At 64.3% G+C, this 13076-nt stretch carries 8 protein-coding genes and 1 riboswitch; of the genes, 4 read left to right on the top strand and 4 right to left on the bottom strand.

What is annotated here, in order from left to right; genetic code table 11:
• Window positions 1–6: 6 nt before the first annotated feature.
• The 4 genes from BA190_RS29985 to BA190_RS29970 all read right to left on the bottom strand — a co-directional run bounded on the left by BA190_RS29985 (window position 7) and on the right by BA190_RS29970 (window position 4353).
• Window positions 7–810, bottom strand: coding sequence for an ABC transporter ATP-binding protein (locus BA190_RS29985; protein ID WP_068296840.1), 804 nt, complete (start codon window positions 808–810; stop codon window positions 7–9).
• Window positions 807–1829 carry an iron ABC transporter permease gene (locus BA190_RS29980; RefSeq protein WP_068296839.1) on the bottom strand — a complete coding sequence of 341 codons (1023 nt, stop codon included), beginning with the start codon at window positions 1827–1829 and terminating at the stop codon, window positions 807–809. The genes BA190_RS29985 and BA190_RS29980 overlap by 4 nt, the downstream gene beginning before the upstream one ends.
• A 1-nt stretch (window position 1830) precedes the next feature.
• On the bottom strand, window positions 1831–2874 hold the full coding sequence (locus BA190_RS29975; protein ID WP_068296837.1) for an ABC transporter substrate-binding protein: 1044 nt from the start codon (window positions 2872–2874) through the stop codon (window positions 1831–1833).
• A gap of 185 nt (window positions 2875–3059) precedes the next feature.
• Window positions 3060–3291: riboswitch (cobalamin riboswitch) on the bottom strand.
• Between the two features lie 72 nt (window positions 3292–3363).
• Window positions 3364–4353 (bottom strand): GTP-binding protein, encoded by a 990-nt coding sequence (locus tag BA190_RS29970; protein WP_068296830.1) that lies wholly within the window; start codon window positions 4351–4353, stop codon window positions 3364–3366.
• 312 nt (window positions 4354–4665) lie between these two features.
• Here BA190_RS29970 and recQ point away from each other — a divergent pair, with 312 nt between their 5' ends.
• The 4 genes from recQ to BA190_RS29950 all read left to right on the top strand — a co-directional run bounded on the left by recQ (window position 4666) and on the right by BA190_RS29950 (window position 12909).
• On the top strand, window positions 4666–6477 hold the full coding sequence (recQ, locus tag BA190_RS29965; RefSeq protein WP_068296828.1) for a DNA helicase RecQ: 1812 nt from the start codon (window positions 4666–4668) through the stop codon (window positions 6475–6477).
• A gap of 175 nt (window positions 6478–6652) precedes the next feature.
• Window positions 6653–10306 (top strand): acyl-[ACP]--phospholipid O-acyltransferase, encoded by a 3654-nt coding sequence (locus tag BA190_RS29960; RefSeq protein ID WP_068296826.1) that lies wholly within the window; start codon window positions 6653–6655, stop codon window positions 10304–10306.
• Complete coding sequence (locus BA190_RS29955) at window positions 10299–10865, top strand: TetR/AcrR family transcriptional regulator (RefSeq protein ID WP_068296824.1); 567 nt, start codon at window positions 10299–10301, stop codon at window positions 10863–10865. The genes BA190_RS29960 and BA190_RS29955 overlap by 8 nt, the downstream gene beginning before the upstream one ends.
• A gap of 214 nt (window positions 10866–11079) precedes the next feature.
• A complete protein-coding gene (locus BA190_RS29950) occupies window positions 11080–12909 on the top strand; it encodes an ABC transporter ATP-binding protein (RefSeq protein WP_068296821.1) in 1830 nt (609 codons plus the stop codon).
• The last annotated feature ends 167 nt before the right edge of the window (window positions 12910–13076 follow it).

Genomic DNA, 13076 nt, shown 5'->3' with positions numbered 1-13076 from the left:
CGCGTGTCATGACACCGCCGCGATCCGGCCTGGTCGCGGTACCGGAAGATCCGGATGCCGATAGCGGATGAAGCATCCTCCCGCACCGTCGCGGATGACCTCGGCGGCGACACCGAAGACCGACTGGATGCGCACTGCCGTCAGCACCTCCGCCGGCGGACCGATCGCCTCGATCCGTCCTGCCTGCATCAGCGCGACCCTGTCGCAGAACATCGCCGCATGGTTGAGGTCGTGCAGGGCCGCCACGACGGTGAGATTCTGGCGATGCACCAGATGCAGCAGGCCGATCTGGTGACCGATGTCGAGATGATTGGTGGGCTCGTCGAGAAGCAGGATCTCGGGCTGCTGCGCCAGGGCGCGGGCGATGTGCAGGCGCTGGCGTTCCCCACCGGAGAGCGTGTGCCACAGGCGACCGGCAAGGCCGGTCATGGCAACCTCCTCGAGCGCGAGATCGACGATGGCGTCATCCCGGCTCGACCAGGGCGTGAAGGCTCCCAGATGCGGCGTTCGCCCAAGCTCCACAGCCTGGCGAGCGGTAATGCGCTCGGCCGTCTCCGCCTGTTGCTCGACCAGGGCGATGCGGCGCGCGACTTCGCGTCGAGCAAGACCATGGAGCGGGCGGCCCGACAGCAACACCTCGCCGCCCTGTGGCCGGCGAATACCGGCCAGCAGGGACATCAGGCTGGTCTTGCCCGAACCGTTCGGGCCGATGATGCCCAGCAATTCACCGGGATGGACCTCCAGCGACACCCCGTGCAGGATCGGGGCCCCGCCTGCCGACCAGGACAGGTTGCGCGCCGACAGGCTCATGCCGTCGCCTTTCTCTGGCTGAGGATGAGGGCAAAGGCCGGCGCGCCGACCAGGGCCGTGATCACCCCGATCGGCAGGACCTGGCCGGGGATGATGATGCGGGACAGAATGTCGGCCGCGATCATGAAGACCGCGCCGATCAGGGCGCTGGCCGGCAGCAGTCGCCCATGGCGCACGCCCACCACCATCCGCGCCGTATGGGGAATCACCAGGCCGACGAAGCCGATCGACCCGACGATGCTGACCATTACTGCCGTCATCATCGCCGCGATGCCGACGAGCACGACATAGGCGCGCCGGACTGAGATGCCGAGGGATGCCGCCGATTCCGTGCCGAAGGTGAAGGCGTCGAGCGCGCGGGCGTGCCAGAGGCAAACCAGCAGCCCCACGACCGTGACCGGCAGGGCAAGCCAGACATCCGGCCAGCGCACGCCCGAAAGATTGCCGAGCAGCCAGAACATGATGCCCCGCGCCTGTTCTGCATTGGCCGCCTTGGTGACGATGAAGGAGGTCAGGGCGTTGAAAAGCTGAGACCCCGCAACGCCGGCAAGGATCACCGCGCCCGTGCCGCGCCCCGACCGCATCGCCAGCAGGGCGACGAAACCGAAGGCCACCAGCGCGCCCAGAAAAGCGCCGAGCGGCATGCTCAGAAATCCTGCACCGATGCCGAGAATGGCGACCCCAACCGCTCCTGTCGACGCCCCCGCCGAGATGCCGAGCACATAGGGATCGGCCAGGACATTGCGCAGCAGGGACTGCAGCACGACGCCCGACAGCGCCAGGGCCGCGCCGCAGCAGGCCGCAACGACCGCGCGGCTCAGCCTGTAGTTCCACACGATGCCTTCATCGATGCGATCGAGGTCGTAGCCGGCGCCCCACAGGCGGTTGGCCGCCGTCTTGGCCACCACGTCCATCGGAATGGCCGTCTCGCCGATGGCGGCGCCGAGCCAGAGCGCCAGGACGAGCACGGCCAGCGCCAGAAGCCCGATCGCCAGCAATCGTGTGACGGCGCGATTCATCTCAGCGCTTCAGGCCGAAACGCTGGACGGCATCGGCGAGCATCTCGATGCCGTCGACGACGCGGACGCTCGGCTGCATGGCCTGGACGTCCATCTCCACGACATGGCCCTGCCTGACCGCCGGCATCAGGCTCGCCACCGGATCCGTCTTGAGGAAATTGAGCTTGATGGCGATGTCGTCGGCCGGATAGCGGCGGCGATCCATCCGGCCGGCGACGATGATGGTCGGATCGGCCTTGGCGATGGTCTCCCAGCCGACGCTCGGCCACTCCTCCTCGCTCTCGACGACGTTCCGGACACCCAGGACGGACATGATGTAGCCCGGCACGCTGTTCTTGCCGGCCATGTAGGGATCGACATCAACCTTGGCGCTCGAGAACCAGAAGGCAGCGGAGACCTTGCCGTCGCCGGCAGCGATCTTGCGGCGGGCGGCTTCCTCGCGTGCCTTCAGGTCGGCGATGACTTTCGCCCCGCGCTCCTGCACGTCGAAGATCTCGGCGAGTTCCCTGATCTCCCGATAGACCAGATCCATGGTGAAGAGGGTACCGCGCGTGCCGTCGCCACCGCCAGAATTGTCCTTGCCGACGCAATCGGCGGACGAAACATAGGTCTGGATACCCAGTTCCTCGAACTGTTCTGGCTTGCCGACGATGCCGCTGGGCCCGACATGCCATTGGAACTGGGCCGTCACGAGCTCCGGCTTCTTGCCGATCACGCTTTCGAAGCTCGGATCATTGTCGGCCAGGCGCGGAATCTTGGCATTGGCCTCCTCGTATCCGGGCAGTACGGGGCCGAACCAGACCGCCGTCCCGGCCACCCTGTCGGCAAGACCGAGCAGATAGAGGACCTCGGTGCTGCTCTGCCCCACGGAAACGACGCGGCGCGGCGCATGATCGAAGGTGATAGTGCGGCCGCAATTGGCGAGCTTGAGGGGATATTTCGTTGCCTGCGCCACCGCCGGATCGATACCAGGCGTGAGGCTGAAGCCGGCGGCAAGCGCGACGGCAAAGCCGAACCAGCGGGCCTTATTCCTTGAAAAGGTCATGATGTTCTCTCGTTCGCGATGGAAATGGCCTTCTTCGGCACGGCCGAAGACGGAAAACGGCCTCAGGCCAGGGCGTGGCAGAGGGTTCGATGACGCGAAGCGGAGGGAACAGGCGGGCGACAACCCGGACGGGCGGGAAGATAGGTCACAATGTCTCCTGTTCCGGGCATCCCCGCCCGTGACATGGGATTGATCGAGATGACGGCAGGTTTCCTGGCTCGCGGACGTCGACCTTGCATCTGCCTTCCCATGGGAGACCCACAGTGGCATGGCGCCTTTCGCGCCAGGAGGATGCTCGGCAATCCGCCTACAGTTGCGGGGGCAGCCACGGCATGGGCTTTTAAGAAAGCCGGACCGTGTTCCCTATTACTCCCGACGGACTTGCATCCGACGGGAACCGTCAACCCCACAGTTACCGGGGTGTCGCCAGCGCGGTCAAGCGAATATGCAAAACCTGCATCGGCCGATGCCGGACGCTGCCTTCCTGCTTCAGCCGGCGTCTGCCGCCGCCTGTACGCGACAGGCCAGGAACCCCTGTTCGATCACGTCCCTGGGCAGATTGCGGCCGATGAAGACCAGACGGCTCCGGCGCTCCTCCTCGGGCTTCCAGGGGCGCTGATGGTCGCCTTCGAGCAGCATGTGCACGCTCTGGACAACGAAGCGCTGGGGATCGCCGTCAAAGGCGACGATGCCCTTCATGCGCAGCATGTCGGCGCCGAATTGCTGCACGATCATGTCGAGCCAGGGCATGAACCTGCCGGGGTCGAGCGGCTCGCGGGACACCAGGGCGAAGCTGCTGACATGATCGTCATGCTCGTGCTCGTGGAAGCCCTCGAGGAAATCGGGCTCGGCTTCGAGGATACGGTCGAGGTCAAAGGCGCCGCGGCCGAGCACCTTGTCGAGCGCGATGTCGCAACGCCGGGTCTCGTGCAAGGTGGCGGTGGGATTGATGCGGCGGATCCGCTTCACCACCCGGTCGAGTTCCTCCGCCGTAACCAGGTCGATCTTGTTGAGCAGGATCGTGTCGGCGAAGGCGAGCTGCTCCTGGGCCTCGTGCGCTTCCTCGATCTCTGCAAGCAGATGCCGGGCGTCGACAACGGTGACGATCGAATCGAGCCGGGTCTTGGCGCGCACGTCATCGTCGACGAAGAAGGTCTGGGCGACCGGCGCGGGATCGGCCAGCCCGGTCGTCTCGATCAGGATGGCATCGAAGCGGTCGCGCCGGCGCATCAGGCCCTCGATGATGCGGATCAGATCGCCGCGCACGGTGCAGCAGATGCAGCCATTGTTCATCTCGAAGATTTCCTCGTCGGTGTCGACGACGAGATCGTTGTCGATGCCGACTTCACCGAACTCATTGACGATGACGGCATATTTCCTGCCATGGCTCTCGGTCAGGATCCGGTTGAGAAGCGTGGTCTTGCCTGCCCCGAGATAGCCGGTGAGGACGGTGACGGGGGTCTGCGGCAGGGGCTGCATGATGTCGGAATTCCTTGATCCATTGCGAAAACGGGCATGTCGATGCCGTAGGCGCTCGATTGAGCTTCCATTTGAATGAAACGTTATAACATAACTTTATGGATCGCAAGCAGGCCCTGCAATGCCATCGCAGGAGCAGCCGGCATCCTGGCGGAGAAGTGGCAGCGGCCCTGGCAAGCGGGATTATTCCACCGGAATTGCTTGCCGGCGGAGGAATTCAACGCGAGAGATTTTCGAATCACGACCTGTGTCGGGTAAGCCTCCTCCATCTCCCCGGAATGGAATCAGGCACCGAAGGCACATCCTGCAGGCATGACCCTCTCATCTCCCCGAGATCCTCTCGCCGTCCTCAATAGCGTATTCGGCTACGCCGCCTTTCGCGGCCAGCAGGAGGCGGTGGTGCGCCATGTCACCGGGGGTGGCGATGCGGTGGTGCTGTTCCCGACCGGAGCGGGCAAGTCGCTGTGCTACCAGATCCCGGCCCTATGCCGGCGCGGCGTCGGCATCGTCGTCTCGCCCCTGATCGCCTTGATGCGCGACCAGGTCGAGGCGCTCAAGCAGGCTGGCGTGAGCGCGGCAGCGCTCAATTCCTCCCTGTCGCGCGAGGAGGCCTACAAGGTCCGCCGCTCCCTGATGGACGGCAAGCTCGACCTGCTTTACGTCGCCCCCGAACGCGTGGCAACGCAAGGCTTCCAGGCCCTGATCGCCGATGCCGACATCGCGCTCTTCGCCATCGACGAAGCCCATTGCGTCAGCCAGTGGGGCCATGACTTCCGGCCCGAATATCGCGAGCTCGGCGGCCTTGCGGCTTCCTTCCCCGGCGTCCCGCGCATCGCGCTCACCGCTACGGCCGATCCGGTCACCCGCGCCGACATCATCGAGCGGCTCGGCCTCAACGCGGCAGAAGTCTTCGCCACCAGCTTCGACCGGCCCAATATCAGCTACGCCATCGTCGAGCGCGACAATGCCCGCCGGCAATTGCTCGCCTTCCTGGCCGGGCACAAGGGCAATAGCGGCATCGTCTATTGCCTGTCGCGTGCCAAGGTGGAGGAGACGGCGCAGTGGTTGAACGAACAGGGCATCCGCGCCTTGCCCTATCATGCCGGCCTGGAAGCGGCGACACGCAGCGCCAACCAGGACTCCTTCCTGGAGGAAGAGGGCCTCTGCCTGGTCGCCACCGTCGCCTTCGGCATGGGCATCGACAAGCCGGATGTGCGTTATGTCGCCCATCTCGACATTCCCGCTTCGGTGGAAGCCTATTACCAGGAGACGGGCCGAGCCGGGCGCGATGGCCTGCCCTCCGATGCCTGGATGAGCTACGGCATGGCCGATGTGGTGCAGCGCCGCCGCATGATCCAGGAGGGCAATGCGCCTGAGACGGTGAAGCGGGTCGAACTCGGCAAGCTCAACGCCCTGCTCGGCATCTGCGAAACCGCGGAGTGCCGGCGCAAGGCCATCCTCGCCCATTTCGGCGAGATCCATCCCGGCCGCTGCGGCAATTGCGATACTTGCCTTTCGCCGGTCGAGAGCTGGGACGGCACCGACGCCGCCGTGAAGGCCATGGCCGCGATTTACCGCACCGGCCAGATGTTCGGCGGCGCCCATATCATCGACGTGCTCACCGGCAAGGTCACCGAGAAGGTCCAGCGCTTCGGCCACGACAACCAGCCCGTCTTCGGGGCCGGCAAGGATATCGAGGCCCGCACCTGGCAATCGGTGCTGCGCCAGCTCACGGCAGCCGGCCTGGTCAATGTCGACCATGAAGCCCATGGCGCCCTGATCCTGGCCGAGGAAGCGCGGGCCGTGTTCAAGGGCGAACGGCAGATCATCTTCCGCCGCGACCGGCCGCGCAAGAGCACCGAGGCCAAACGCACCCGGCGCGGCGAGATCGAGATGTCGGAACGCGACGGCGCCCTGTTCACCGCTTTGCGCGCCGAACGCAGCCGGCTCGCCCGCGAACAGAGCGTGCCGCCCTACATGATCTTCGCCGACACCACGCTACGCGCCATGGCGAGCGAACGCCCCGCCAGCCTGTCCGAATTTCTGGCCCTGCCCGGGGTGGGCCAGGCCAAGCTGGAGCGCTATGGCGAAGTCTTCCTGGAAGTCGTCAGGCGCGAGGGCTAGGATGACAGCTCGAGACCGGTGGTTCCCGCCACTGTGCGACGGCGCACATGCCGGACCCGCGCCAGCCCTCCCCCACCTTGACGCCGTTTACCATACATTTTAAGTTAGTGAACGAACGCTAACTTAAAATGCGATTCTCCCGCGCCCGGTACGCGCCCATCCAGGAACCACACCGATGCTCGCATCGCTGATGTCCGCCCGCCGCTTCTGGCCTCTGTTCTGGAGCCAGTTCTTCAGCGCCTTCAACGACAATTTCATCAAGCAGGCTCTGACCATCCTGGCAGTCTACGGCATTGCCGAAACCGCCGCGATGGAAGGCGGCGACAGCATGGTCTCGATCGCCGGTGCCTTGATCGTGCTGCCCGGCCTGCTGCTCTCAGGCCTGGCGGGGCAATTGGCCGACCGCTACGACAAGGCGCGGGTCGCCCGGCAGATCAAACTGGCTGAAATCGCCATCGTCGTCGTCGCCGCGGTCGGCTTTGCCCTGCATTCCATGCCGATCCTCTTGGTCAGCATGCTCACGCTCGGCATCATGGGCACGCTGTTCACGCCGGTGAAATACGGCATCCTGCCGGATCATCTGGCGCCCGAAGAACTGCCCGCCGGTAACGGTCTCATCGAGGCGGGCACCTTCCTGTCGATTCTGATCGGCATCATCGGGGCCGGCTTCGTCGCTCCTCATTTGCCCAGCTGGATCGTGGCCGCCATCATGGTGGCGGTAGCCGTGGCCTGCTGGTGGTTTGCCCGCCTCATTCCACCCACGGGTGAAGCAGCACCGGATCTCAAGATAGACTGGAACATCATCCGCTCGAGCTACCAACTCGTGCAATTGGTAGCCTCCGACCGCAAGCTCCTGATCGGCTCGCTGGCGGTGGCCTGGTTCTGGATGAGCGGCATCGTCATCCTCTCGCTGACCCCCTCCCTCGCCCACAGCGTCATCGGCGGCGACGGCACGCTCAATACCTGGTTCACCACCGCCTTCTCGATCGGCATCGCCATTGGTTCGATCCTGGCCGCACGCCTGGCCACGGGACGGATCATCGTGCTGCTCTCGCCGATCGGCTGTATCCTGATGGGGCTGTTCTGCCTCGACGTGGCCTGGATCGCCTTCGGTACCGAGCGCTCGGAAACGCCGCTCTACTTCCTTGATTATCTGGCCACCGGCGCCGGCCTACACATGACCATCGCGCTCGTGCTGGTGGCGTTGGCTGCGGGCCTGTTCATCGTGCCGATCTATGCGGCCGTCCAGCATTGGGCCCCCAAGGACGAACGCGCCCGCGTCATCGCCGGCGGCAATGTCATCACGGCCCTGTTCATGACGGTCGGCGCCGGCGGCCTCTCCCTGCTGCAGGGTCAATTGGGCCTCACCACCCCGATCGCCCTGCTCGGCATCGCCATCCTCGACATCATCGCCGGCGTCGTGCTGCTCTATGTGCTGCCGATGAGCCGGTTCCGTGACTTCATCCTGCTGCTCTACCGGCTGCTCTACCGCCTCGAGGTCAAGGGCATCGAGAACCTGGAGACGCCCACGCCCCATCGCATCATCGCGATCAACCATGTCAGCTTCCTCGATGCCGGCCTGGTCCTGGCCCTGCTCGACAAGGATCCGGTGTTCGCCATCGACCACACCATCGCCAAGGCATGGTGGGTCAAGCCCTTCCTCAAGATCTGCCGCGCCTATCCGCTCGACCCCACCAAGCCGATGGCGACGCGCGGGCTGATCAATGCGGTGAAGGCCGGCGAGACCCTGGTGATCTTCCCCGAGGGGCGCCTCACCGTCACTGGCGCGCTGATGAAGGTCTATGACGGCGCCGGCCTGATCGCCGACAAGTCGCATGCGGACATCGTGCCGATGCGCATCGACGGTCTGGAGCGGACGCCCTTCACCAGGCTCGACGCCAACAAGGTCTCACGCCGCTGGTTCCCGAAGGTGACCGTGACCTTCACCGAACCGACGCGCCTCACCATCGATGAGGACCTGCGCGGCAAGAAGCGCCGCCAGGCCGCCGGCGCCGCCCTCTACGACGTGATGTCCGATCTCATCTACAAGACGAGTTCCGTCGACACCGATCTTTTCCGTGCCCTGGTCGCGGCCGCCGACAAATATGGCCGCAAGCGCGTGGTGCTGGAGGATCCGGTCAGCGGCACCCTCACCTATAAACGCCTCTTGATCGGCATCAGCGTACTCGGGCGCAAATTCACGGACTTCACAGCTCCGGGCGAGCATGTCGGCGTGCTCCTGCCCAACGCCAATGCCGTCGCCGTCACCTTCTTCGCCCTGCAGTCGACAGGCCGCATCCCGGCCATGCTGAACTTCTCGGCCGGCCAGGCCAACCTGATCTCGGCCTGCAAGACCGCGCAGGTGAAGACGGTGCTGTCATCCCGTGCCTTCGTCGAAAAAGGCCGGCTCGGCGATGTCGTGGCGGCGATGGAGGCCCATGTCCGCTTCGTCTGGCTGGAGGACGTGCGCGCCGAGGTCGGCACCGCCGACAAGCTGAGGGGCCTGCTCGGAGCCGGGCGCGCCCATGCCAAGCCTGCGCCGGACTCCCCGGCGGCAGTCCTGTTCACCTCGGGCTCGGAAGGGGCACCGAAGGGCGTGGTGCTGTCGCACCGCAACATCCTCGCCAATATCTCGCAGGTCGGTGCCCGCATCGATTTCGGCCCCGGCGACATCGTCTTCAACGTGCTGCCGGTGTTCCATTCCTTCGGCCTGACCGGCGGCATGATCCTGCCGCTGGTCAACGGCGTGAGGCTCTACCTCTACCCGACGCCGCTGCACTACCGCATCATTCCCGAACTGATCTACGGCACCAATGCCACCGCCTTGTTCGGCACCGACACCTTCCTTGCCGGCTATGCCAAGATGGCCAATCCCTACGACTTCCGCTCGCTGCGCTATGTCGTGGCCGGGGCCGAGCCGGTGAAGGTGGAGACGCGGCGGGCCTATAACGAGAAGTTCGGCCTGCGCATCCTGGAAGGTTACGGCGTCACCGAGACCTCGCCGGTGCTGGCGCTGAACACGCCGATGTTCAACAAGAACGGCACTGTCGGCCGGGCGCTGCCGGACATGGAGACGCGGCTGGAGGACATTCCCGGCATCGAGGAAGGCGGGCGCCTGCATGTGCGCGGCCCCAATGTGATGCTGGGCTATCTCAAGGCCGATCATCCCGGCGAGATCACCGCGCCCGAGGAAGGCTGGTACGATACCGGCGACATCGTCACCATCGATCCGCAAGGCTTCATCGCCATCAAGGGCCGGGCCAAGCGTTTCGCCAAGATCGGCGGCGAAATGGTGTCGCTCGCCGCGGTCGAGTCCATGCTTGCCGACCTCTGGCCAGAAAGCCCGGTCGCCGTGCTCGCCACCCCGGACCCGCGCAAGGGCGAGCGCCTGGTGCTGATTACCCCGCACAAGCAGGCCAACCGCGCCGACGTGATCGCGCATCTGCGCTACAAGCATGCCGCCGAGCTGATGATCCCCTCGGAGATCATGATCATCGACGCCATGCCGGTGATGGGCACCGGCAAGACCGACTATGTCGGCCTCAACAAGATGCTGAAGGAGCACCAGGCCAATGCCGGCGCCGCCGACGCCAAGGCCAGCCCACCAGCCCCGCTGCCAGGCTTGCCCGATCCGTCCAAGCCCTCCGTGGCTGCGCCCGCGCAGGGCAATGGCGCCGAACCGGAAGCCCATCGCCCACCGCCTGCCCCGCTCGCCGCACCGGGGCGCCCTGCCGGCGAGCCTCGGCCGCCCGCCGAAAAGGCAGGCGAGGCGGAAGCACCGCCTCCGGCCCAGGCCGCCCACGACGAAACGGGCGGGAATCATGCGTGACGGATCCAAGACCCGTGCCAAGATCGTGACGGAGGCCTTGCGCCTGTTCGCCCGGAAAGGCGTGGCAGGAACATCGATCCGCGACATCGCCGGTGCCGTCGGCGTGGCGGAGGCTGCCCTCTACCGCCACTTCCCGTCCAAGGATGCCCTGTCGCGCTCCCTCTTCCTCGACGGCTATGCCCGGCTTGCCGGTGACATCCTGGCGGCGGACCAGGCCCATGCCGAATTCGATACCAAGATCACCCAGATCGTCGAAGTCTTCTGCGATCTCTTCGACGAAGACCGGGCCCTGTTCACCTTCCTGCTGCTCTCCCAGCATGCCCATCTGGCCGAAGTCCCCGACGACGCCGGCAAGAACGTGGTGGAGGCTGTGCGCTCGATTTTTGCAGGGGCCATGCGCCGGGGCGACATCCCCGAGCGCGATGCCGATCTGCTGACTGCGATGGTACTGGGCATCGTCGCCCAGCCCGCCATCTTCACCCTGTATGGCCGGTTGCAGGGCTCGCTGCGCCACCGCGCGTCGGACCTGGCCAAGGCCATTCTTGCGGTGATCGCCTGAAGAAACCCGGCATCAACAGTTGTCGCAGCACAAATGATGCCACCGTAGCCGGTAAAGTGTTTCGCCTCCCCAACCGGACCTCATGACACCTCTCGGAAACACCCACTTTGTAATTGATACAGCTTGATTTTTTCTCTCCGACACAAGCTTCTTAGTGGTTGACCTCTGCCGCACGCTCCGCCATAGGCATGCGCCCCAATTCAAAGGAGGCGTTATGTTCGGCAGATGGTTCGATCGTCGCTGGCGTCACCTTCCAAGACTTTTCCTTTCGCTCTGGCGAGTCAGTCCGGGTCTCGGCAGCGTCATCCTGGCGGTTCGCATCCTGTGTGCGTTGCAGCCACCATTGGTCATCTATGTCGGCAAGCTCATCGTCGACGAGATCGTCCAGCTCAATCGTTTGCCTATGCCTGGCGAGGATCTCGCCGCATGGATGAGCAGCGGCCGGCTGACGCCCATAATGACGTATATCGGCCTGGAATTCCTGCTCACCTTCGGAAACACGGTGCTGACGCGGGCGACAACGCTGGCAGAATCGCTTCTTGGAGAACGCCACGGCAATGCCATGGCGATCCATGTCATCGAACATGGCGTGAGCATGGACCTTGCCCAGATCGAAAGCAGCGACTTTCAGAATCGCATGCAGCGGGCCGTTGCCCAGACGGCCATGGGAACGCCTCTTCTCGCCCAATTGCTGGGGCAGGCTCAAAACATTGTGACAGTCATCGCCTTGGCAGTCGGCTTGATCGCCTTCGTGCCGGGTTTGATGATACTGCTGCTCGCCGCTTTGATACCGGCCCTCTTCGGCGAGGCCCACTTCAACGCTCGGCGCTATGGCCTCAGCCACCACTTCACACCGTTGAAGCGCGAGGCCGAATATATGCGTTTCACTGGTGCCGATCCGCGAATCGCCAAGGAAATCAAGCTCTTTCGGCTTGGAGGTTTTTTTGCCAGGCGCTTCGGTGAACTCGCTGCGGAAATCCATTGCGCCAACCAGTCCCTCGCCATACGCCACGCTGCATGGAGCAGCTTTCTGGGCGGGATCGCATCAGTGGCCTACTATGCCGCTTATGCCGTTGTGACCTGGCAGGCGATCCTCGGCGAGATCAGCCTCGGCGACCTTGTCTTCCTGACCGGCTCGCTGCTGCGTCTCAGCGGTCTATTCGAAAGAACCATGCTGGGTTTCGTCGAGCTTGCCGATCGCAGCTATTACCTAGACGATTTCTATTCCTTCCTCGATACGCGGCCGTCGATTAAACGGGCCAGCAATCCAGAACCGATGCCCCACGCGATACGCAATGGCATCGTCTTCGAGAATGTGGGATTCCGTTATCCGGGGCGTGAAAGCTGGGTCATCCGTAACTTGAACTTCCACCTCATGGCGGGCAGGACTCTGGCCCTGGTTGGCGACAATGGCGCCGGCAAGACCACAATCGTCAAGCTGCTCACCCGACTGCATGATCCCGATGAAGGCCGCATCCTGCTCGATGGTATCGACATCCGCAATTTCGATCTGGAGGCCTATCGCGACCGCATCGGCGCGGTTTTCCAGGACTTCGCGCGCTATAATCTCGCAGCCGCCACCAATATCGCCGCTGGCCGCATAACGGCGTTGGCGGAAACGACGCGCATCGAGGAGGCTGCCAGAAAAAGCTTGGCCGATCGAGTGGTCGCCGGCTTTCCCCTCGGCTACCAGCAGCGACTGGGCAATGGCTATATGCGCGGCCACGACCTTTCCGGCGGCGAATGGCAGCGCATTGCCATCGCGCGAAGCTATTTTCGCAACGCGGACATTCTGATTTTGGATGAGCCCACGGCGGCCTTGGACGCACGGGCGGAAGCTGAAGTGTTCGAGCGCTTCCGCAATCTCAGCGTCAACCGCACCGTTCTATTGATCTCCCACCGCTTCTCCACCGTACGTATGGCGGACCACATTCTGGTGCTTGAGTGCGGGCAGATCATTGAGGAAGGGAGCCATCGGGCCCTTATCGAGAGGAATGGCCGCTACGCTGAACTCTTCCACCTTCAAGCTGCCGCTTATCAATAGGCCGCCTCGCGCACCCCAATATACCCAAAGCGGGGCCTATCCTGCCTCCCGCGCCATCAATCCGGCGAGGACATTTGATCTCTATCCTCGAACCGACGCCTCGGGTTGCGGTGCACGCCACTCATCCGCCATGATGGCCCGCACCAGACGATTCAGATTGTCCCTGC

It is taken from the genome of Labrys sp. WJW (genome assembly GCF_001676615.1).
GTDB lineage: Bacteria > Pseudomonadota > Alphaproteobacteria > Rhizobiales > Labraceae > Labrys > Labrys sedimenti.
The sequence above is the reverse complement of the archived record's forward strand: the minus strand, read 5'-3'. Positions and strand labels throughout refer to the sequence as shown.

Bases quoted from the DNA above. Each gene is read 5' to 3' on its own strand.
- BA190_RS29985 (WP_068296840.1), bottom strand. From the start codon at position 810: ATGAGCCTGTCGGCGCGCAACCTGTCCTGGTCGGCAGGCGGGGCCCCG.
- recQ (WP_068296828.1), top strand. From the start codon at position 4,666: ATGACCCTCTCATCTCCCCGAGATCCTCTCGCCGTCCTCAATAGCGTA.
- BA190_RS29975 (WP_068296837.1), bottom strand. From the start codon at position 2,874: ATGACCTTTTCAAGGAATAAGGCCCGCTGGTTCGGCTTTGCCGTCGCG.
- BA190_RS29980 (WP_068296839.1), bottom strand. From the start codon at position 1,829: ATGAATCGCGCCGTCACACGATTGCTGGCGATCGGGCTTCTGGCGCTG.
- BA190_RS29950 (WP_068296821.1), top strand. From the start codon at position 11,080: ATGTTCGGCAGATGGTTCGATCGTCGCTGGCGTCACCTTCCAAGACTT.
- BA190_RS29960 (WP_068296826.1), top strand. From the start codon at position 6,653: ATGCTCGCATCGCTGATGTCCGCCCGCCGCTTCTGGCCTCTGTTCTGG.
- BA190_RS29955 (WP_068296824.1), top strand. From the start codon at position 10,299: ATGCGTGACGGATCCAAGACCCGTGCCAAGATCGTGACGGAGGCCTTG.
- BA190_RS29970 (WP_068296830.1), bottom strand. From the start codon at position 4,353: ATGCAGCCCCTGCCGCAGACCCCCGTCACCGTCCTCACCGGCTATCTC.